Source organism: Antarctobacter jejuensis (assembly GCF_052266595.1).
Classification (GTDB): Bacteria; Pseudomonadota; Alphaproteobacteria; order Rhodobacterales; family Rhodobacteraceae; genus Antarctobacter; species Antarctobacter jejuensis.
In genome coordinates, this window is the sequence record NZ_JBQQXJ010000010.1 from 126,261 (window position 1) to 145,828 (window position 19,568).

The following is a 19,568-nucleotide window of genomic DNA, read 5'->3' on the forward strand; positions in this document are numbered from 1 at the left end:
TCTGGTGGACCGCTTCGTCGATGGTTTTGTCGAGGCCGTGCCCCTGCCGGCGCTGGTGATCCGCCGCGATGAACGGATCGAGGCCGCCAACGATGAGGCGCGCAGGCTGTTGGGCGATGGCATCGCGGGGCGGCATTTCATCACCGCCCTGCGCCAGCCGCAACTGCTGGACGCCATCGAAAGCTCCTTGCGCGACCGTGCCGCGCGCGAGGCGGATTACCTGACCAATGACGGCCGACAGGACACCACCTTCCGGGTCTCTGTCCGGCCGGTCGACCTGCCCGACGGGGCCGGGGTTCTGGTCTGTTTCGATGATATTTCGAACGCGCAGCAACTGGTCCAGATGCGGCGCGATTTCATCGCCAACGTCAGCCACGAGCTGAAGACTCCACTGACTGCGCTGATCGGCTTTATCGAGACCCTGAAAGGCCCGGCCCGCAACGACCCCGATGGGCAGGCGCGGTTCCTGAACATCATGCACTCCGAAGCGCACCGGATGAACCGCCTTGTCGGTGATCTGCTGTCGCTGAGCCGGGTCGAGGCCGAAGAGCGGGTGCGTCCGACCGAGCGGCTGGATCTGAGCGAGTTGATCCAATCCGTCCTGCACGCCCTTGCGCCGATGGCGCGCGACAGGGAAGTGACGCTGGAGCATGACCTGCCCGAAGGTCCGGTTGTGATTGCCGGTGACAATGACCAGTTACGGCAGGTTCTGACAAACCTCGTCGAGAACGGCATCAAGTACAGCGGTGCGGGAACGCGCGTCACGGTCCGCCTCAGCCCGCCGGACTATGCGCCGCGTCTGCGGACCCGCGCGGTGGTCCTGAAGGTCGAGGATACCGGCCCCGGCATAGACCCTTTTCACCTGCCGCGCCTGACCGAAAGGTTCTACCGGGTCGACAGTCACCGCTCACGTGAGATGGGCGGCACCGGGCTGGGCCTTGCCATCGTCAAGCACATCGTGAACCGGCACCGCGGGCGGATGCGGGTCGAAAGCGAGCCGGGGCAGGGGCTGCATTTCACCATCACACTGCCCGTCAGTTAAGGGCAAAGGGCGGCGCTGCGTCGCCCTGGGGTGTCGTTGACGGTATTGCCTTGGGCTCCGGGCGCTGGATAGGCTGGGGCAATCTGTGGAAAGGATGCCCTGATGGCCCGCGCCGAATGGAACCACGTCCCCGAGCATCTGCCCCTGCAGGTGAACCCGCTGTTCAACTGGCCGCCACGTCCCGGGGCGGTGCTGCACTGGTACTGGTCCAGCTGGTTTCCGCTGAGCATCAACCTGTGCATCGTTGCCTTGGCCTGTGCCGCATGGGCGCTGACCGCGCCGACACTGGAACAGGCGGCCACCCCGGGCCTGTGGATCGTGGCGATCGGGCTGCGCAATCTGGTCCTGATCGCGCTGCTGGCCCATGGCTTGCACACTGTTTTTCATGCGCGGGATATGCAGGGCAGGGCGCACAAGTATGACCCGCGCCCGTTTCCGCGCATGGGCCGGATGTTCACCTTTGGCGACCAGTTGCGGGACAACATGTTCTGGACGCTGGCCTCCGGCGTGCCGATCTGGACTGCGTGGGAGGCGCTGATCTGGTGGGCGATGGCCAACGGCTATGCGCCGCTCTGGTCATGGCAGGACGGGCGGCTCTGGTTCGTTGCGGTGTTTTTTCTGATCCCGATCTGGGAAAGCTTTTACTTCTACTGGATGCACCGGTTGCTGCACACGGGGCTGTTCTACCGGTTTCACGCCCTGCACCACCGCAACACCGATGTCGGCCCGTGGTCGGGCTTGTCGATGCATCCGGTCGAGCATCTGTTCTATTTCGGGACCGCAATGATCCATTTCGTCGTGCCGACCCATCCGGTGCATCTGATCTTTCACCTGATGTTCTACGCGCTCTACGCCGTGACGACGCACACGGGCTTCGAAGGTCTGTGGTCCGCCGGGCGCAAGCGGCTGCACCTGGGCAACTTTCACCACCAGATGCACCACCGCTATTTCGAAGTGAATTACGGCACGCTGGAAGTTCCGTGGGACCGGTTCTTTGGAACCTTTCATGACGGAACCGAGACCGCGAAGACCCGGATGAAGGAACGTCTGGCCGCAAGACGGCGGTGATCGCGGTATCGATTCGCCCTCTAACAGGCGGTGGAGGGGCGTTACCCTACGTGAACTCCCGCCCATGCTGTCGGCCATGGGGCGCCACCCGCCCACGTTGTGGAAGTGACGGAAAATACGGCTCTTTATGGCCTGCCTTCCCTCGCGCACGGATGGGTTTCCCCACTTTTTTCAGGGCTGATTTCAGACAAATCCGCCGTTTCCGCGCGTTGTCATAAAACCGTTACATACCTGTCACAAAAGCATTGCGCGCAACCTTTAGCGCTCCGGCACAGAGGTCATCGTGGGGATGATCGATTCCTAAGCTCAGGGAGCACCCTATGAAATTCGCTAAACTGTCCGCCTCCGCTCTGGCGATCGCTGCTGTCGCAGCCACTTCGGCTGCCGCACGTGACAACGTTCAGGTTGCCGGTTCGTCGACCGTTCTGCCCTATGCCTCCATCGTGGCGGAACTGTTCGGTGACAACACCGACTTCCCGACGCCGGTTGTTGAATCGGGCGGTTCCTCCGCTGGCCTCAAGCGTTTCTGCCAGGGCGTCGGCACCGAGCACACCGACATTGCAAACGCGTCGCGCAAGATCCGCGAAAAGGAAATCAAGGCCTGTGCCGAAAACGGCGTGACCGACATCATCGAAGTCCGCATCGGCTATGACGGCATCGTCTTTGCCTCGCAGACCGACGGCCCGGCCTACACCGCCTTCAGCCAGTCCGACATCTTCAACGCTCTGGCGCCGAAGGTCATGGTTGACGGCGAACTGGTCGACAACCCCTACACCAAGTGGTCCGATTTCAACGCCGATCTGCCGGACGCCGAAATCCTCGCCTTCATCCCGGGCACCAAGCACGGCACCCGCGAAGTCTTTGAAGAAAAAGTGATCGCGGTTGGTTGTGAAGAAACCGGCGCGATGCAGGCAATGATCGACGGCGGCATGTCCGAAGACGACGCCGAAGACGCCTGCCTTGAGGTGCGCACCGACGGCCGGTCTGTCGACATCGACGGCGATTATACCGAGACGCTGGCGTCCATCGACGCCAACCAGCACGGCATCGGCGTCTTCGGTCTGGCGTTCTACGAGAACAACACCGACAAGCTGAAGGTTGCCACCATGGCCGGTGTCACCCCCTCGACCGAGACCATCTCGACCGGTGAATACCCGGTGTCGCGCCCGCTGTATTTCTACGTCAAGAAAGCGCACATCGGCGTGATCCCCGGCCTGAAGGAATACGCCCAGTTCTTCACCCACGAACAGATCGCAGGCCCCGACGGCCCGCTGGCCCAATACGGTCTGGTTGCCGATCCCGAGCTGGCCAAGACCCAGCAGATGATCGCTGACGAGGTTGTCATGGGCGGCGGCATGTAATCCAGCCCGCAAGGGTTCGATTTCGCCTGACCTGTACGGGGGCGGCATATTCCGCCGCCCCCCTTCCTTTTACGACCTTTTCTCAACTTCGGAACTCGGGGGGCATATGCCTGTTATCTGGCTCATCGTGATCGTGCTCGCGCTGGCGGCCTTGGGGTATATCCTCGGGTCGCGCCGCGCGATGCAAAGCGCCGGGGGCGACAGGCGCGACCTGCATTCGCTGCCGTCCTACTATGGCTCGAACGTGGCGCTGAAGTCGCTGGTCCCGGCCATGCTGGCGCTGGTCGTCTGGCTGATCGCGCAACCCTTCTACGTCAACAGCGTGATCTCCGGCATGATCCCGGACACGGCGATCAAGGAAGGCTCCAGCCTCGGACTGGTGCTGTCAGAGGTTCGCCGCACCGCCGAGGGGCTGGAAAACTCCGTCGCGCAGGGCGCGATGAGTGACAGTTTTGCCCGCAACCCGGATGCCGATCTTGAGGATATGACCACACGGCTGAAAGACGCCGGTCAGATCGTCACCTCGACTGTGACCAAGCCGATGCTGGTGGCGGCGCAGGAATACCGGCAGCTGAACGCGACCGGCAACATGCTGATGGCCGGTGTCGTCATTCTGCTGTCGCTGTTCGGTGCGTTCTGGGGGATAAGGGAAACCAACAAGGAATTCCGCGCCCGCAACGTGGTCGAGCAGGGGGTGCTGGCGCTCTTGATCGCGGCGGCCTCCATCGCCGTTCTGACGACCATCGGCATCATCTTTTCGCTGCTGTTCAACACCATCGAGTTCTTCCGCCTCTATCCTGCGGCAGAGTTCTTTACGCTGCTGGAATGGGCGCCCAGCTTTTCCGGCCGTGGCGGATCGTCCAGCCTTGGAATTCTGCCGCTGCTCTGGGGCACCTTCTACATCTCCCTCGTGGCGCTGCTGGTCGCGGTTCCGATCGGGCTCTTCGCGGCGATCTACCTGTCCGAATACGCCACGCCCACCGTGCGCGGGATTGCCAAACCGATGTTGGAGGTTCTGGCCGGTATCCCGACCATCGTTTACGGCCTGTTTGCGCTGCTGACGGTCGGACCGCTGCTGCTGACGGTCTTTGGTCCCGACAGCCTTGGCTGGATGGCCGGTCAGCGTGCGGTCATCACCGCAGGCATCACAATGGGCATCATGCTGATACCCTTCGTCAGCTCGCTGTCTGATGACATCATCAACGCGGTGCCGCAGGCGATGCGCGACGGGTCGTATGGCCTTGGTGCCACCAAATCGGAAACCATCAAGCAGGTGATCCTGCCCGCCGCCCTGCCGGGCATTGTGGGCGCCGTTCTTCTGGCCGCCAGCCGCGCCATCGGCGAGACCATGATCGTGGTTCTGGGCGCCGGCGCTGCCGCGCGGCTTAGCCTCAACCCCTTCGAGGCGATGACCACGGTGACCGCCAAGATCGTGTCCCAGCTGACCGGCGACAGCGACTTTGCCTCGCCCGAGGCGCTGGTTGCCTTCGCCCTTGGCATGACCCTCTTCATCCTGACGCTGGGGCTGAACGTCTTCGCCCTCTACATCGTGCGCAAATACCGGGAGCAGTACGACTAATGACCGACGCAAGCATGGACAGCCCCGCACCGCGCCGGAAGATCTCGCTCACGGCCGAGGATGTGCACACGAAAAAGCGCAACGCAGCCGAAAAGCGGTTCAAGGCCTATGGCATCGCCGCCATTGCAACCGGCCTTCTGTTTCTCGCCATTCTGGCGGTTTCTATCGTGCGCTCCGGTGCGCCCGCCTTCACGACGACGGTGGTCAGCCTGAACTTTACCCTGACGCAGGACGAATATGACGCTGCCGAAAAGCAGATGTTCAAGACCAAGGCCTATTCGGAGATTTTCATTTCGGCCCTGAACAAAGAGCTGAATGCCCGGAACATCCAGGTCGATTTCGACGAGGACTCTATCGAACGGATCATGGGCAAGGCCGGCGGCACCCTGCGTGAATACTATCGCGCGAACGAGAACCAACTGGGCGAACCGGTGCAGTTCAAGCTGAACGCATCTTCGCGGGTCGACGGCTATTTCAAGGGCCGGGTCAAACGTGACGGGTTCACCGACAGCCGGTTCCTGACGCTGGCCGATCTGGATCTTGTCGACGCCCTGGCCGAGGCGGGCATCATCACCACGACTTTTGACTGGGGGTTCATCACCGGGGCGGACTCGGGTGTGGACAACCCCGGCGGCGCCGGGATCGGCGTCTCTGTCGTGGGGTCCTTCTTCATGATGCTGGTGGTGCTGTTCCTGTCGCTGCCCATCGGCGTCGCCGCCTCCATCTACCTTGAGGAATTCGCACCGCAGAACCGATGGACCGACCTGATCGAGGTGAACATCTCGAACCTCGCCGCGGTGCCGTCGATCGTCTTCGGTATCCTTGGCCTTGCGGTGTTCATCCAGTTTGCCCACCTGCCGCAATCCGCGCCGCTGGTCGGTGGGCTGGTGCTGACGCTGATGACGCTGCCGACGATCATCATCTCGACCCGTGCCTCGCTGAAGGCGGTGCCGCCGTCGATCCGCGATGCCGCACTGGGGGTAGGGGCCTCGAAGATGCAGTCGGTGTTCCACCACGTCCTGCCGCTGGCCATGCCGGGCATCCTGACCGGCACCATCATCGGTCTGGCGCAGGCGCTGGGGGAAACCGCTCCGCTCTTGCTGATCGGCATGGTGGGCTTTGTCGCCCGCGCCTATCCGGACGGCCTGATCGCGGGCTTTACCGAGGCGAACTCGGCCATGCCGGCGCAGATCTACACCTGGGCCGCCCGCGCCGATCAGGCGTTCTATGAAAAGGCCTGGGGCGGGATCATCATCCTTCTCATCTTCCTCCTGACCATGAATATCATCGCCATCATTCTGCGCCGCCGCTTCGAGCGCCGCTGGTAAGGCCGAAGCGCCGCGGATAAGGAGAATAAGACAATGTACGACGCACCGCACACGGAGAGACACGTGGACCAGAAGGAAACCAAGATCAGCGCCCGCAAGGTTCAGGTGTATTACGGCACGAACCACGCCATCAAGGACGTGGACGTCGACATCGAAGACAAGACCGTAACCGCCTTCATCGGCCCGTCGGGCTGCGGCAAGTCCACATTCCTGCGTTGCCTGAACCGGATGAACGACACCATCGACATCTGCCGTGTCGAAGGTGACATCCAGATCGACGGCGAAAACATCTACGACAAGCGCGTCGATCCGGTGCAACTGCGCGCCAAGGTCGGCATGGTGTTCCAGAAACCGAACCCCTTTCCCAAGTCGATCTATGACAACGTCGCCTACGGCCCCCGCATCCACGGTCTGGCCCGGTCCAAGGCCGATCTGGACGAGATCGTTGAAAAGTCCCTGCGCCGTGGCGCCATCTGGGATGAGGTCAAGGATCGCCTGGACGCGCCGGGCACCGGCCTGTCCGGGGGCCAGCAACAGCGCCTGTGCATCGCCCGCGCCATCGCCACCGAGCCGGAGGTCCTGTTGATGGATGAGCCCTGCTCGGCGCTGGACCCGATCGCAACTAGCCAGGTCGAGGAACTGATCGACGAGTTGCGTTCGCAGTATTCGGTGGTCATCGTGACCCACTCGATGCAGCAGGCCGCGCGCGTCAGCCAGAAAACCGCCTTTTTCCACCTCGGCAACCTCGTGGAATTTGGCGAAACCGGCAAGATCTTCACCAACCCGGTGGATCCCCGGACGGAATCCTACATCACCGGACGGATCGGATAAGAAAATGTCTGAACTGAAACAGCATATCGCAAGCGCCTTTGACCGGGACCTTGAAGGGATTCAGGCGCAGATCATGAAGATGGGCGGCCTTGTGGAGGCCGCGATCATCCGGTCCGCCAAATCTCTGGAAACCCGCGACGAGGATCTGGCCGAACAGGTGCGTCACGGCGATGCCGCCATCGACGCCATGGAAGAGGCGCTGAACGAAGAGGCCGCCCGGGTGATCGCCCTGCGCGCGCCCATCGCATCGGACCTGCGGGTCGTGCTGTCGGTCATGCGCATGTCGGCCAACCTTGAACGCATTGGTGACCTGTCGAAAAACATCGCCAAACGGACCTCCGTCCTTGTGCAGATGCAGCCCGTCGGCGGCACCGCCACGTCGCTGCGCCGCATGGCGCGCGAGGTGGAACTGATGCTCAAGGACGCGCTGGACGCCTATATTCAGCGCGATCAGGCACTGGCCGAGGACGTGATCGAACGCGACCGCGACGTCGACCAGATGTACAACACGCTGTTCCGCGAATTCCTGACCTTCATGCTGGAAGATCCGCGCAACATCACTGCCTGCATGCATCTGCATTTCATCGCCAAGAACATCGAACGCATGGGCGACCACGTGACCTCGATCTGCGAGCAGGTGATTTTCCTGACCTCGGGCCACAAACCCGAAGATGTCCGGGTCAAGGCGGACCGTACCTCGACGGATGCCAGCCTTGCACCGGATGCGCCGCTTGGGGATGAGGACGGGGACTGAGCACATGTCTGCAGATCAGCCGACGGTTCTGGTGGTCGAGGATGAGGCTGCCCAACGCGAAGTCCTGACCTACAATCTCGAAGCGGAGGGGTTTCGCGTTGCCCGCGCCGAAAACGGCGAAGAGGCTCTGGTGCTTCTGGAAGAGGAATCGCCGGATATCATCGTTCTGGACTGGATGCTGCCCAATGTCTCGGGAATCGAGGTCTGCCGCCAGATAAAGACGCGCCCCGATACGCGCAACGTGCCGATCATCATGCTTTCGGCGCGGTCCGAAGAGGTCGACCGCGTGCGCGGGCTGGAAACCGGGGCGGATGATTATGTCGTCAAACCCTATTCGGTGATCGAACTGATGGCTCGGGTGCGGGCGCAGTTGCGGCGTACACGTCCGGCGGCGGCGGGTCTGCAACTGGAGTATGAGGACATCGTGCTCGATTCAGAGACGCATCGCGTGACGCGCGGCGGCAAGGGTCTGAAACTGGGCCCGACCGAGTTTCGCCTGCTGACCACCTTCATGGAAAAGCCGGGCCGCGTCTGGTCGCGTGAACAACTGTTGGACCGGGTCTGGGGGCGCGACATCTATGTCGATACCCGCACCGTGGACGTCCACATTGGACGGCTGCGCAAGGCGCTGTGCCAGAATGGGGGCGACGATCCTTTGCGCACGGTGCGCGGCGCCGGCTACGCGCTGGGGTGAGAGACGGTTCCGGCGCAGCCGGATGAAAGGTCCAGTGGGCCTTTCAAGTCTCGAACGGGCAGAGCCCCGGGGTGGACGGTTCCGGCGCAGCCGGATGAAAAGTCCAGTGAACCTTTCAAGTCTCGCACGGACGGAGCCCCGGGGGGCAGTTTCTGTGCCCCCGGTTTCCCGGCTCATGACCGCTTCGGCAAACTACACGTCTCCCCATGCTCACCGGTCGCATCGTCTCTCCGGAATGTGTAGGCTGGACGGACATGATCCAGACCGGAGGCCGCCATGCGCATAGTACCCCTGATATTCACCGCCGCCTTTCTGCAAGCCACATCACTGGCCGCCGATGAGGTTGGGATCGGCAAGGGCCTCGCAGAGGTCGAGATTCAGACCCCATCCGGCCCCGTGGTCATTAAACGCATTCAGGACACGGACCACCAGATCACCGGCGAATGGGCCCGGACCTCGCGCCCCTGTCCCAATTTCTGCATTCAGCCCATGACACCCGCCGAGGGGGTGACCACGATCGGTGAATTGGAACTGATCGCCATGCTGCAGGATCCGGAGGCCGTGGTGATCGACAGCCGAACCTCCGACTGGTTCAGCTCCGGCAGCATCCCCGGCGCGATCAACATTCCCTATACCTACATCATCGACGAAATGGGCCAGCTGGGCTGCGAGGTGGATTTCGAAGGCTGGGACTGCGCCGAGGCGCGCCCGGTGGCGCTGTTCTGCAACGGGCTGTGGTGCGGCCAGTCGCCAACCGCGATCCGCAACATGATCGAAGCAGGCTATCCGGCGGAACGGATCTTCTACTACCGCGGCGGGATGCAAAGCTGGCGCGTGCTTGGTCTGACCGTGACCGACCCCTCCGGCTAACGCCGGGAAAGCTCGGGAACGGGCTTGAATTGAGACTGCGGCGCGTCATTCTCCGTTGCAAGTGAAGGAGAACCACATGACACGATTCTGGCTGGCCGTCGTGGCGATGCTGCTTTGGATGGGCAGCGCGGTGGCGCATGAAGTCCGTCCCGCGATTGGCGATCTGACCACCGAGGACGGCCGGGTGTCTCTGGTTCTGCGTCTGAGCATGGAACCGGTTCTGGCCGGTGTCGATCTGGAGGGGCTGGACGATACCAACGAGTCCGACGATGCCGACAAGGTCGACACGCTGCGGGCACTGGAGCCGGATACGCTGAAGTCCGAGATCGAGGCGAGCCTGGGCCAAGTGCTGTCGCAGGTGACAATCAGCGCAGAGGGGCAGGCGGTGCCGCTGAGCGCTGCGGATATTCAGGTCGACAGCGTGCCGGACGTGACTTTGCCGCGTGAATCGCGGCTGTTCCTGAATGGCGACCTGCCTGGCGGTGCCGAAACGCTGACCGTCAGCTGGCCCTCGGAATACGGGACGCTGATCCTGCGCCAGATGGATGTGGAGGACGGGTTCACCGGCTATCTGACCGGCGGCACTTCGGACCCCATCGCCATCGCAGGCGGCAATGCCATGTCGGGTCTGGGCGCCTTTGCCTATTACATCCCGGTCGGGTTCGAACATATCGTTCCGATGGGGCTGGACCATATCCTGTTCGTGCTGGGCCTGTTCTTCCTGTCCACACGACTGGGTCCGCTGCTGTGGCAGATCTCGGCCTTTACGCTGGCGCATACGGTCACTCTGGCGCTTGGCGCGCTGGGGTATGTGAACATTCCCGGCAGCATCGTCGAGCCGATCATTGCCGCCTCCATTGTCTATGTGGCCGTCGAGAACATCATCTCCGACAAGCTGCACAAATGGCGCCCGGCGGTGATCTTTGCCTTTGGGCTGCTGCATGGGCTTGGCTTTGCCTCCGTGCTGGGCGAATTCGGCCTGCCCGCCGAACAATTCATCCCGGCACTGATCGGGTTCAACGTGGGTGTGGAACTGGGCCAACTGTCGGTGATCGCGGCGGCCTTTCTGCTGGTCTATCTCGCGCAGCGAGTGGACAGCGGGCGCACAGATCTGCGCACCGGGCAAATCGTCTATGGCATACTTGCTCTGGCTTTCGTCGCGGGTGGGTTCCTGCTGAACGGTCCCGGCTTCACCGGCATGATGGGTGCAAGCGCCCCGGTGTTCCTCTGGCCGGTGGCGGGGCTGTGCCTCTTGTGTCTGCTGGCGGCGACCTTCGTGGATGACGTGCGAGCCTATCGCCACTTCGTCGCGGTTCCTGCGTCGCTGGCGATTGCCGCCGTAGGGGCCTACTGGTTCGTGGAGCGGGTGTTTCTGTAACCTGCGACGGCCCGCCATGAAGCCCGAGCTTCGAATCACCGGCTGTCTTCGCGACAGCCAGAGCCGCCCTTCGGGGCGGTTCTTGTTTGGGCGCTAACATTTCTTGCAACACCGCGCGGATTTGCGGGATGCCGCCTTGGTCGCTAGCCCTTTGGCATAAAACGTAACTTTCCGTGATTTATTTCCGGGCGCCCGCGGTATTCCATCGTATGCAATTGAAAACGCTCAATTTTCTTGCCTGACGTCACGAAGTTCATTAAACCGCGCACATGCTGCGGCGCAGCAATCGCGCAGCGTCCATAGCACCGCAATCTCGAAGGAGGATTGGATATGCCGCAACGTATTCTGATTTTGGGGGGCGGTTTCGCCGGCATGTTCGCGGCGCGCGAGATCAAGAAGCGCCTTGGTGACAGTGCCGAGGTCGAGCTGATCAATGACGAAAATTATTTTGTTTTCCAGCCGCTGCTGCCGGAGGTGGCCGCCGGGTCGATTGCCGCGCCGCACGCCGTGTCACCGCTGCGCTTTTTGTTGCGCAATATCTTCGTCCGCAAGGCGCGGGTCGACAATGTGGATTTTGAGCGCCGGATCGTGACGGTCTTTCAGGGCGTTCAGCGCCGCCCGACCGAGGTGCCCTACGATCACCTTGTTGTGGCGATGGGACAGCGTGTTGATCTCAGCCGGACGCAGGGCCTGAGCGATCACGCGCTGACCATGAAAACCCTTGAAGACGCGCGGTGTCTGCGGGCGCATGTGATCGAAAGACTGGAACATGCCGAGATCACGCAACTGCCCGAGGTCAAGCAAGAAGCACTGACCTTCTGCGTCGTCGGGGCAGGGTTCTCAGGTGTCGAGACAGTTGGCGAGATGAAGGAACTCATCGACCGATCGCTGAAATACTATCCCAATATCTCGCCAGAGGAAGTGCGCGTGAAAGTGGTGGAATTCGCCGGGCGCGTTCTGGGCGAACTGCCGGAAAAGCTGGGAACCTACGCAGCGAAGAAGCTGCAGGAGCGCGGGATCGAGGTGTTGCTGAACACCGGTGTCGCCTCGGCCACCGGCACGCGGCTTATCACTACCACCGGCGAGGAAATTCCGACGCGCACCATCGTGGCCACCATCGGCAATGCGCCGTCTCCGGTGGTTTCCGCGATGGACCTGCCCAAGGTCCAGGGACGGATCGATGTCGAGCGTAGCCTGCGCGTCAAAGGCCATGACAACGTGTGGTCGCTGGGAGACTGCGCCATGATCCCGATGAAGGACGGCGCGACGGAACGCGGTGATTTCGCACCGCCAACCGCACAATTCGCCGTGCGCGAAGCGCGCACTGTGGCGGCCAATATCGAGGCCGCGATCAAGGGCAAACCCCTTGCGCCGTTCCAGTATGTCTCGCAGGGGGCCTTGGCTTCGCTGGGGGCGCGACGCGGCGTGGCACAGGTCTGGGGAATGAACTTTTCCGGATTTCCGGCATGGCTGCTGTGGCGGGCCTATTACGCGGCGTTCCTGCCGGGTGTGGGCACCAAGGTGCGGGTCCTGCTGAACTGGCTGCTGGACGCGCTCAGCCCGCGTTCGGTTGTGCAGATCCGGGCAGACCGCCCGAGCGCCGCGCGCTATGTTCACTTTCGGGCCGGTGACCGTGTGTTCGAAAAGGGCAATCGCGCCGATGGCGTATACACCGTTCTGTCCGGCAGCGTGCAGTTGAACTACGAGGACGAGACGACCGGCGAACCCAGGACATGGACGCTGGGCGCAGGTGGGCATTTCGGAGAACGTCTGATCCTTGGTCACAACCGCCGCGCGGGCACAGTGCGGGCGTTGGAAGACACCAAGGTTCTGGTGCTGGACCGGGATGAATTCCTGAAACTGGCAGAGGGCTTCCCGGTGCTGCGCGACTATTTCCAGGACCGGATGCAGCGGGTCTATGGCATCGACTGGACGCCGGAAACCGGACGCGCTGCCTGACGCGACAAAGTTAGAAGGCCCAGCAGAACGGCGGGGGGGTTGAACCCCCCGCCAAACCGCTGTAAGGGCAGCGCCACGAACCCCGCAGGCGGGGGCGGGCCACTTGGACAGACATCCCCAATGGTCCACCGGTTGAGGCAGATGCCTTGATCCCCCGCCGAGGATAGAAACCGGAAAGGATACAAGGCATGGCTCTTCCTGAGTTCACCATGCGTCAGCTGCTTGAAGCTGGCGTTCACTTTGGCCACCAGACGCAGCGCTGGAACCCCCGCATGGGCGAGTTCATCTACGGTGCGCGCAACGGCATCCACATCATGGACCTGACGCAGACCGTCCCGATGCTGGACGCTGCTCTGAACGCGATCCGCGAATGTGTCGCCAAGGGCGGCCGCGTGCTGTTCGTCGGCACCAAGCGTCAGGCGGCTCAGCCGATCGCCGAAGCAGCCGAGAAATGCGCCCAGTACTACATGAACCACCGCTGGCTGGGCGGCACGCTGACCAACTGGCAGACCGTCAAGCAGTCCATCGACCGCCTGCGGACCATCGACGAGCAGATGGAATCCGGCGCCGAGGGCCTGACCAAGAAAGAGCGCCTGAACATGGAGCGTGACCAGACGAAGCTGCAGGCATCGCTGGGCGGGATCCGTGAAATGGGCGGCGTGCCGGACATGCTGTTCGTCATCGACGTCAAGAAAGAAGCACTGGCCGTTGCCGAAGCCAACAAGCTGGGCATCCCGGTTGTTGCGATCGTCGACACCAACTGCTCGCCCGACGGCATCGATTACATCATCCCCGGCAACGACGACGCGGCCCGCGCCATTGCGCTGTACTGCGATCTGGTCAGCCGCGCGGCTCTGGACGGCATGACCGGCCAGATGGAAGCAGCCGGCGTTGACCTGGGCGCGCTCGAAGATGCCCCGGCAGAAGAGCTGCTGGCCGAGTCCGGCGAAGCCTGATCTTACTGTCGCAATAGCGACATGTGCGCGTGACAATAGGCGGGTGGCTGACAGGCCGCCCGCATGCGCGCCCCAAGCCAAGTTAGATATGAGGAGAGCCAAATCATGGCGATCACTGCTGCACAGGTGAAAGAACTGCGCGAAATGACCGGCGCGGGCATGATGGATGCCAAGAAAGCGTTGGTCGAGACCGATGGCGACATGGAAGCAGCCGTTGACTGGCTGCGGACCAAGGGTCTCGCCAAGGCCGCCAAGAAATCGGGCCGCACCGCGGCAGAGGGCCTTGTGGCCGTTCAGATCGACGGCGGCACCGGTGTTGCTGTCGAGGTGAACTCGGAAACCGACTTCGTCGCCAAGAACGCCGACTTCCAGAGCATGGTCGCAGGCATTGCCGGCGCCGCGCTGAAGGTCGATGACGTCGAGGCGCTGAAAGCGGCCGAAGTTGGCGGCAAAACTGTCGAGACGCTGATCACCGACAAAATCGCCACCATCGGCGAGAACATGTCGCTGCGCCGCATGGCGAAGATCGAAGGCGAGATCGTTGCAGCCTATGTGCACAACGCTGCCACCGCGGGCATGGGCCAGATCGGCGTGCTGGTCGCGCTGAAGGGCGGCTCCGAAGAGTTCGGCAAGCAGGTTGCGATGCACATCGCCGCCGCGAACCCGGCCGCTCTGAACGAAGCGGACCTCGATCCGGCCGTTGTCGAGAAGGAAAAGCAGGTCCAGATCGACATCGCCAAGGAATCGGGCAAGCCCGACGCCGTGATCGAGAAGATGATCGTCGGCCGCATGAAGAAATTCATGGCCGAAGTGACGCTGGTGAACCAGCAGTTCGCGCTCGACACCGACAAGACCGTGCAGCAGGCCGCTGATGACGCCGGCGCCGAGATCCTCGGCTTTATCCGGATGCAGGTCGGTGAAGGCATCGAGAAGAAGGAAGAGGATTTCGCAGCCGAGGTGGCCAAGGCCGCTCAGGGCTGATCCTTTCCCGGACGCTACGAATCGGAACGGCGCGGGATTTCCCGCGCCGTTTTCTTTTGCGGGGCAGGGGGCAGCTTTACCTCTTCCGCCCGCAAAAAGCGTGGCGCTTGGCCACGGCTTGGCGGTAAGTCGCGGCTTTTATCACTTCGATAGGCTAATTTCCGCAGGTTGAGCGGCGAAAACCAATTTCTGGTTTCGCGATAGGGCTCTGCCTGCCATCATGAAAGGATCGGGGCCCCCGGTGAGACATTGGGGATGAGATCCGGGGACCCCGAAGAGTGCTGGCCGACGATGCGTTAATTGCACCGCCGGACCAGCGTCGGCTTGCACCGTAGGCTCTGCAGAGCCCGGAAATACGCGGGTTGCGTTGCCAATGTTCCATGGCCAAAGCCACCACTCACGGAACATCTGAACAATCGCAATTTACCCTCCGTAAAGGAAGTACGGTTTTCCTGACCGAAGAGTAAAATCGAAAAATTCACGCTTAAATTACGCGGTGAAAGATCGCTAAACCCTTGGGACGGCGAAACTTATGGCACCCCCGAAAATTTCGATCGACGACCGGTGCAATTGCGGCGGAATGGGCCCGCGTGAAGGGACAATTGGGGGCGTCACCCTGGAAATGTTTACTTTCGTATAGGTTTCGCACCCCAAACCGGTGGCTTGAGAGAATCTGTGTCAAATGACATGTATTGCGATTTACTGCGCTTCGAGGATGTACATCTGGTTGTGGAACGCGGCCTTGGCCACGGCCTGCGCCGTGGTTTCGACGTTCAGCGTTTCACGCGCAAGGCGCAGATGCTTTTCGATCGTCGCCTGCGTCAGGCCCATGATCGTGGCAATGTCCTGCATGGTCTTGCCGTCGCCAACCCATTCCAGTGCCTCGCGCTGGCGCGGCGTCAGGTTCTGACCGGCCAGCGGCAAGGGCAGGGTGAGGATCTTGAGATGCGTGAGGTTGTTCAGCAGCACGATGTCCTGGCCATGCTGGGCCCAGACCTTGTCAGCGTCGTCCTGGCTCATGTCCTCACGCGTGGTCAGGGAAATCGCGCCCTTGGCCCGGTGTGAGACCGATTGGAAACTGATCGTGTAGCCTGCGTGAACCTTGTGCTGCAGGTTGAAGGCCACGACCTTGGCCGCGCGATCGTCCAGCGTGCCTTCACTGATCTGATCGGCCAGCGCGCGCCAGCTGCAATGCCCCTCATTCTCCAGCGCCCAACGGACCATCGGCGCGTAACGGTACAACCCGTCCTCGACAAAACCCTTGCGATAGGCCGGCGTGTGGTTGGTCAGCACGATCAGGTCATTCGGGTCGCCAAAGCTGTTGGCGGTGAGGAACCGGGTAAAGCCATAGATCAGCCGGTCGAAACCGTAGCTGTCCATCTTGGCGCAATGCCGCTCCCAGAGGGCCTGAACATCGTCCGTATTGGTCAGATCGATGAGATAGTCGCGCAGATCATCCTTCATCACGTGGTCCCCAGATGGCCCAGCAGGGCGTCAATTGCCAGTTTATACCCGTTTGCACCAAATCCGGCTATGACCCCGATTGCGACAGGTGAGATGTAAGAGTGATGACGAAAGCTTTCGCGGGCATGCACGTTCGACAAGTGTAGTTCGACGGTCGGCACCTCGGTGCCCTTGATGGCATCCATCAGGGCAATCGACGTATGTGTATAGGCACCGGCGTTCAGCACGATCCCGGCATGTTTGCCGCGTGCCTCGTGGATATGGGTGACCAGAGCGCCTTCGTGGTTGGACTGCGCGCATTCCACATCGACGCCGCGCGCAGCGCCGTGGGCGCGGCTCATGTCCTCGACATCGGCCAGCGTGGTGTGGCCATAGATTTCCGGCTGGCGGGTGCCCAGCAGGTTCAGGTTGGGTCCATTCAGGACAAGGATCGAGGTCATATGGGTGCTCCGGCTTTGATCGAGTGGTAAAAGTCCGGTCTATGGTCTGTCCAGCGCATCGCCGTGCAAAAGTCTGGATTTCGGGAAAGTCGTTGCATGGGGGACGCTTGTCTACCGTTCCCCATACAGACAATATTTACATAATACAGATTATAAGAGTTATGGACGTCACGTTGGCGACATCTCCTCTACCTGCCTTTTGCGCAAGGAAACAACGTCCAGATCGTCGGTGAACCGCACATCCGACATGCGCACGATGTGATCCTGCGGCACATCCCGCACCAACTCCACATGATGCGCCAGCCCCATCGGCAAGGCATCCACCGCCACAGATTGCGCCGCCGGGATCGCCTTGGCCCAGGTGGCAAACCCGCCTTCGCCGTCCAAGTACTCACCGGCCTTCAGATTGCGCTTTGCGGTCGCCACGGCATCGCCTCGGAACGTCATCGAACTGCCCGTCGGTTCCCCCCGCAGTATTGCCGACAGCACCGAAACGCTGGTTTCCAGCCCGATCAGGTGGAATGGCCGCCACATGGACCCGTACCACCCGCTGTCATCGGTCAGCAGCCCGTATTGCTCGAAACAGCCGCGCGTGTACTCATCCGGCGCGCGGAACGTCACGAACATCCCGTATTGGATGTTGTTCACCACACGGCGGCCGTCCGGTTCCATGCTGGCGGCAATGTCGACAAGACCCGCTTTCGGCAACCGTCCGCCCTCGCTGGCCGGTTTGAACACGCCCGCGAGGTCGTGGAGCCCCGTGGGATAGAACGCCAACCCGTCATCCGGACAATCCAGCCCCGTGCCATTGGCCACTGCCGCCATTTCGATCGCGGCCTTGGTGCCATCGGTAAAGGAGTTATACATCTTGGGGTTAAAGTCGCCCTCGGCGACGAACTCTTCGGACCAACCGAAGTAGCCCCAAACCGTATCCGGCGTACTGTATCGGTATTCCGGGCGAAAATTCATACCCTTGCCGGCGGAAGTTAATTCAAAGCCGCAGGAACGTACCCAATCCACAAGCTCGCAGATGAACGCGGGTTGGTCGCCGTAGGCCATGGAATAGACCAGCCCCCGCTCACGAGCCATGCGCCCAAGGATCGGGCCCACCATCACGTCCGCTTCGACATTGACCATGACGATGTGCTTCATCCCCTCGATGGCCGCCAGAGCATGACGCGTACCAGCCAGCGGATGGCCTGTCGCCTCGATGATGCATTCAATCCCTTCGAAATCGCAAAGCGCCTTGGCGTCGTCCGTGACAAAGGTGCGTCCGGTATCCATCGCGTCGGACAAGGAGGTTGCGGCGTATTCCTCGTCCTCCCAGCCGGTGCGCGCCAGCGATGCACGCGCCTTGCCTGGATCAAGATCTGCAACGCCAACAATGTGATAGCCGTCGATCTTGCGCGCCTGTGCCAGCACCATCGACCCGAACTTGCCCGCGCCGATCAACCCCACGCGCACCGGTTTTCCCTGACCCGCGCGCGCGGCCAGCATTGCATGCAAATTCATCGCCTGTCCTCCCTGTGGCAGGCCGATAACACGCCGCAAAATACAAAAGGGCAAGGCCTGCGCCCTGCCCTTTTTCACGGTCTTGCCAGTCGGGTTTCAGAAAAACGCCTGCAACCCGGTCTGCGCACGGCCAAGGATCAATGCATGCACATCGTGTGTGCCCTCATAGGTGTTCACCGTTTCAAGGTTCAGCATGTGGCGGATCACTTGGAATTCGGCCGAAATCCCGTTGCCGCCATGCATGTCACGGGCCATGCGCGCAATCTCCAGCGCCTTGCCGCAGTTGTTGCGTTTCAGGATCGAGATCATCTCGGGCGCGCCCTGGGCCTCGTCTATCAGGCGACCGACCCGCAGGCAGCCTTGCAGGCCAAGGGCGATTTCGGTCTGCATGTCGGCCAGTTTCTTCTGGAACAACTGGGTCTGCGCGATGGGTTTGCCGAACTGCTTGCGGTCCAGCCCGTATTGCCGCGCCGCGTGCCAGCAGAACTCCGCCGCGCCAAGTGCGCCCCAGGCGATTCCGTAGCGTGCCCGGTTCAAACATCCAAAAGGTCCTTTAAGCCCTTGAATATGCGGCAAAAGCGCGTCTTCACCTACCTCGACGCCATCCAGCACCACTTCACCGGTGACAGAGGCCCGCAGGGAAAGCTTGTTGCCAATCTTGGGCGCGCTCAGCCCCTTGGCGCCCTTTTCCAGCACAAAGCCGCGGATCTTGCCGTCATGCGCATCCGACTTGGCCCAGACGACAAAGACATCGGCGATCGGCGCGTTGGAAATCCACATCTTGGCCCCGGTCAGGCGATAGCCGCCATCGATCTTTTCGGCGCGGGTTTTCATGCTGCCCGGATCGCTGCCCGCGTCCGGTTCGGTCAGGCCGAAACAGCCGATCCACTCGCCGCTGGCCAGTTTCGGCAGATATTTCTTGCGCTGCTCCTCGGACCCATAGGCGTAGATCGGGTACATCACGAGACTGGACTGCACCGACATCATGGACCGATAGCCGGAATCCACCCGCTCGATTTCGCGCGCCACAAGGCCGTAGGACACGTAGGAACTGCCCAGACCGCCGTATTCCTCGGGCACCGTGATGCCCAACAGGCCCATGCCGCCCATTTCGGCAAATACCTCGGGCGCCACGGTTTCCTGCTGAAAGGCATCGACAATCCTTGGTGCCAGTTTCTCCTGCGCAAAGGCGCGGGCACCCTCTGCCAGCATCCGTTCTTCCTCGGAGAGTTGATCGTTCAGGCGGAACGGATCCTCCCAATCGAACCCGCCAAGGTCCGGGGCATCCTTGGCCTTCAGCGTGGGTTTCACATCGCGCATCTCGTTCATCGCGTCCTCCTGATCCTGTGTT

At 61.8% G+C, this 19,568-nt stretch carries 17 protein-coding genes; 13 read left to right on the top strand and 4 right to left on the bottom strand.

Translation table 11 applies throughout. The annotated features are described in order from the left end of the window. The first annotated feature begins 1 nt into the window (after position 1). The 13 genes from ACTXGA_RS15650 (at position 2) to tsf (ending at position 14,801) form a co-directional block, all read left to right on the top strand. Positions 2 to 1,042: a sensor histidine kinase gene (locus ACTXGA_RS15650; protein ID WP_443395308.1), complete on the top strand. Its 1,041-nt coding sequence runs from the start codon at positions 2 to 4 to the stop codon at positions 1,040 to 1,042. A gap of 102 nt (positions 1,043 to 1,144) precedes the next feature. Next, positions 1,145 to 2,110 (top strand): sterol desaturase family protein, encoded by a 966-nt coding sequence (locus tag ACTXGA_RS15655; RefSeq protein ID WP_443395228.1) that lies wholly within the window; start codon positions 1,145 to 1,147, stop codon positions 2,108 to 2,110. Between the two features lie 320 nt (positions 2,111 to 2,430). Beyond that, complete coding sequence (locus tag ACTXGA_RS15660; protein WP_443395230.1) at positions 2,431 to 3,471, top strand: substrate-binding domain-containing protein; 1,041 nt, start codon at positions 2,431 to 2,433, stop codon at positions 3,469 to 3,471. A 106-nt stretch (positions 3,472 to 3,577) separates the two neighbouring features. Continuing rightward, positions 3,578 to 5,050 carry a phosphate ABC transporter permease subunit PstC gene (gene pstC / locus ACTXGA_RS15665; protein ID WP_443395232.1) on the top strand — a complete coding sequence of 491 codons (1,473 nt, stop codon included), beginning with the start codon at positions 3,578 to 3,580 and terminating at the stop codon, positions 5,048 to 5,050. Further along, the gene (pstA, locus tag ACTXGA_RS15670) at positions 5,050 to 6,378 is read left to right on the top strand and encodes a phosphate ABC transporter permease PstA (RefSeq protein ID WP_443395234.1); all 1,329 of its coding nucleotides are present in this window, start codon (positions 5,050 to 5,052) and stop codon (positions 6,376 to 6,378) included. Before pstC ends, pstA begins: the two co-directional genes overlap by 1 nt. Before the next feature lie 33 nt (positions 6,379 to 6,411). Beyond that, positions 6,412 to 7,209, top strand: coding sequence for a phosphate ABC transporter ATP-binding protein PstB (gene pstB / locus ACTXGA_RS15675; RefSeq protein WP_443395236.1), 798 nt, complete (start codon positions 6,412 to 6,414; stop codon positions 7,207 to 7,209). A gap of 4 nt (positions 7,210 to 7,213) precedes the next feature. After that, positions 7,214 to 7,963: a phosphate signaling complex protein PhoU gene (gene phoU, locus ACTXGA_RS15680; protein ID WP_443395238.1), complete on the top strand. Its 750-nt coding sequence runs from the start codon at positions 7,214 to 7,216 to the stop codon at positions 7,961 to 7,963. Between the two features lie 4 nt (positions 7,964 to 7,967). Then, positions 7,968 to 8,657 carry a phosphate regulon transcriptional regulator PhoB gene (phoB, locus tag ACTXGA_RS15685; RefSeq protein WP_443395240.1) on the top strand — a complete coding sequence of 230 codons (690 nt, stop codon included), beginning with the start codon at positions 7,968 to 7,970 and terminating at the stop codon, positions 8,655 to 8,657. 276 nt (positions 8,658 to 8,933) lie between these two features. Then, entirely contained in the window at positions 8,934 to 9,527 is a 594-nt protein-coding gene (locus tag ACTXGA_RS15690) for a rhodanese-like domain-containing protein (protein WP_443395241.1), read from the top strand. Between the two features lie 76 nt (positions 9,528 to 9,603). Next, the gene (locus tag ACTXGA_RS15695; protein WP_443395243.1) at positions 9,604 to 10,905 is read left to right on the top strand and encodes a HupE/UreJ family protein; all 1,302 of its coding nucleotides are present in this window, start codon (positions 9,604 to 9,606) and stop codon (positions 10,903 to 10,905) included. A 330-nt stretch (positions 10,906 to 11,235) separates the two neighbouring features. Next, the gene (locus ACTXGA_RS15700; RefSeq protein WP_443395245.1) at positions 11,236 to 12,864 is read left to right on the top strand and encodes an FAD-dependent oxidoreductase; all 1,629 of its coding nucleotides are present in this window, start codon (positions 11,236 to 11,238) and stop codon (positions 12,862 to 12,864) included. Positions 12,865 to 13,052: 188 nt separating this feature from the next. Then, positions 13,053 to 13,820 carry a 30S ribosomal protein S2 gene (rpsB, locus tag ACTXGA_RS15705; protein WP_443395246.1) on the top strand — a complete coding sequence of 256 codons (768 nt, stop codon included), beginning with the start codon at positions 13,053 to 13,055 and terminating at the stop codon, positions 13,818 to 13,820. 105 nt (positions 13,821 to 13,925) lie between these two features. Beyond that, positions 13,926 to 14,801 carry a translation elongation factor Ts gene (gene tsf / locus ACTXGA_RS15710; protein ID WP_443395248.1) on the top strand — a complete coding sequence of 292 codons (876 nt, stop codon included), beginning with the start codon at positions 13,926 to 13,928 and terminating at the stop codon, positions 14,799 to 14,801. Between the two features lie 699 nt (positions 14,802 to 15,500). Here the strand turns inward: tsf and ACTXGA_RS15715 are convergent. The 4 genes from ACTXGA_RS15715 to ACTXGA_RS15730 all read right to left on the bottom strand — a co-directional run bounded on the left by ACTXGA_RS15715 (position 15,501) and on the right by ACTXGA_RS15730 (position 19,537). Beyond that, complete coding sequence (locus ACTXGA_RS15715) at positions 15,501 to 16,265, bottom strand: helix-turn-helix transcriptional regulator (RefSeq protein ID WP_443395250.1); 765 nt, start codon at positions 16,263 to 16,265, stop codon at positions 15,501 to 15,503. Beyond that, positions 16,265 to 16,705, bottom strand: a complete 441-nt coding sequence (aroQ, locus tag ACTXGA_RS15720) for a type II 3-dehydroquinate dehydratase (RefSeq protein ID WP_443395252.1) — start codon at positions 16,703 to 16,705, stop codon at positions 16,265 to 16,267. Before aroQ ends, ACTXGA_RS15715 begins: the two co-directional genes overlap by 1 nt. A gap of 168 nt (positions 16,706 to 16,873) precedes the next feature. After that, positions 16,874 to 18,217, bottom strand: coding sequence for an NAD(P)H-dependent oxidoreductase (locus ACTXGA_RS15725; protein ID WP_443395254.1), 1,344 nt, complete (start codon positions 18,215 to 18,217; stop codon positions 16,874 to 16,876). A gap of 96 nt (positions 18,218 to 18,313) precedes the next feature. Next, positions 18,314 to 19,537 carry an acyl-CoA dehydrogenase gene (locus ACTXGA_RS15730; RefSeq protein WP_443395310.1) on the bottom strand — a complete coding sequence of 408 codons (1,224 nt, stop codon included), beginning with the start codon at positions 19,535 to 19,537 and terminating at the stop codon, positions 18,314 to 18,316. Between the last annotated feature and the right edge of the window lie 31 nt (positions 19,538 to 19,568).

What these genes read in the sequence shown, in the direction of transcription:
- ACTXGA_RS15660 (WP_443395230.1), top strand. Translation starts at nt 2,431, where the DNA reads ATGAAATTCGCTAAACTGTCCGCCTCCGCTCTGGCGATCGCTGCTGTC.
- tsf (WP_443395248.1), top strand. Translation starts at nt 13,926, where the DNA reads ATGGCGATCACTGCTGCACAGGTGAAAGAACTGCGCGAAATGACCGGC.
- rpsB (WP_443395246.1), top strand. Translation starts at nt 13,053, where the DNA reads ATGGCTCTTCCTGAGTTCACCATGCGTCAGCTGCTTGAAGCTGGCGTT.
- ACTXGA_RS15725 (WP_443395254.1), bottom strand. Translation starts at nt 18,217, where the DNA reads ATGAATTTGCATGCAATGCTGGCCGCGCGCGCGGGTCAGGGAAAACCG.
- pstB (WP_443395236.1), top strand. Translation starts at nt 6,412, where the DNA reads ATGTACGACGCACCGCACACGGAGAGACACGTGGACCAGAAGGAAACC.
- ACTXGA_RS15655 (WP_443395228.1), top strand. Translation starts at nt 1,145, where the DNA reads ATGGCCCGCGCCGAATGGAACCACGTCCCCGAGCATCTGCCCCTGCAG.
- aroQ (WP_443395252.1), bottom strand. Translation starts at nt 16,705, where the DNA reads ATGACCTCGATCCTTGTCCTGAATGGACCCAACCTGAACCTGCTGGGC.
- ACTXGA_RS15730 (WP_443395310.1), bottom strand. Translation starts at nt 19,537, where the DNA reads ATGCGCGATGTGAAACCCACGCTGAAGGCCAAGGATGCCCCGGACCTT.
- pstA (WP_443395234.1), top strand. Translation starts at nt 5,050, where the DNA reads ATGACCGACGCAAGCATGGACAGCCCCGCACCGCGCCGGAAGATCTCG.
- pstC (WP_443395232.1), top strand. Translation starts at nt 3,578, where the DNA reads ATGCCTGTTATCTGGCTCATCGTGATCGTGCTCGCGCTGGCGGCCTTG.
- ACTXGA_RS15695 (WP_443395243.1), top strand. Translation starts at nt 9,604, where the DNA reads ATGACACGATTCTGGCTGGCCGTCGTGGCGATGCTGCTTTGGATGGGC.
- ACTXGA_RS15690 (WP_443395241.1), top strand. Translation starts at nt 8,934, where the DNA reads ATGCGCATAGTACCCCTGATATTCACCGCCGCCTTTCTGCAAGCCACA.
- ACTXGA_RS15700 (WP_443395245.1), top strand. Translation starts at nt 11,236, where the DNA reads ATGCCGCAACGTATTCTGATTTTGGGGGGCGGTTTCGCCGGCATGTTC.
- ACTXGA_RS15715 (WP_443395250.1), bottom strand. Translation starts at nt 16,265, where the DNA reads ATGAAGGATGATCTGCGCGACTATCTCATCGATCTGACCAATACGGAC.
- phoU (WP_443395238.1), top strand. Translation starts at nt 7,214, where the DNA reads ATGTCTGAACTGAAACAGCATATCGCAAGCGCCTTTGACCGGGACCTT.
- phoB (WP_443395240.1), top strand. Translation starts at nt 7,968, where the DNA reads ATGTCTGCAGATCAGCCGACGGTTCTGGTGGTCGAGGATGAGGCTGCC.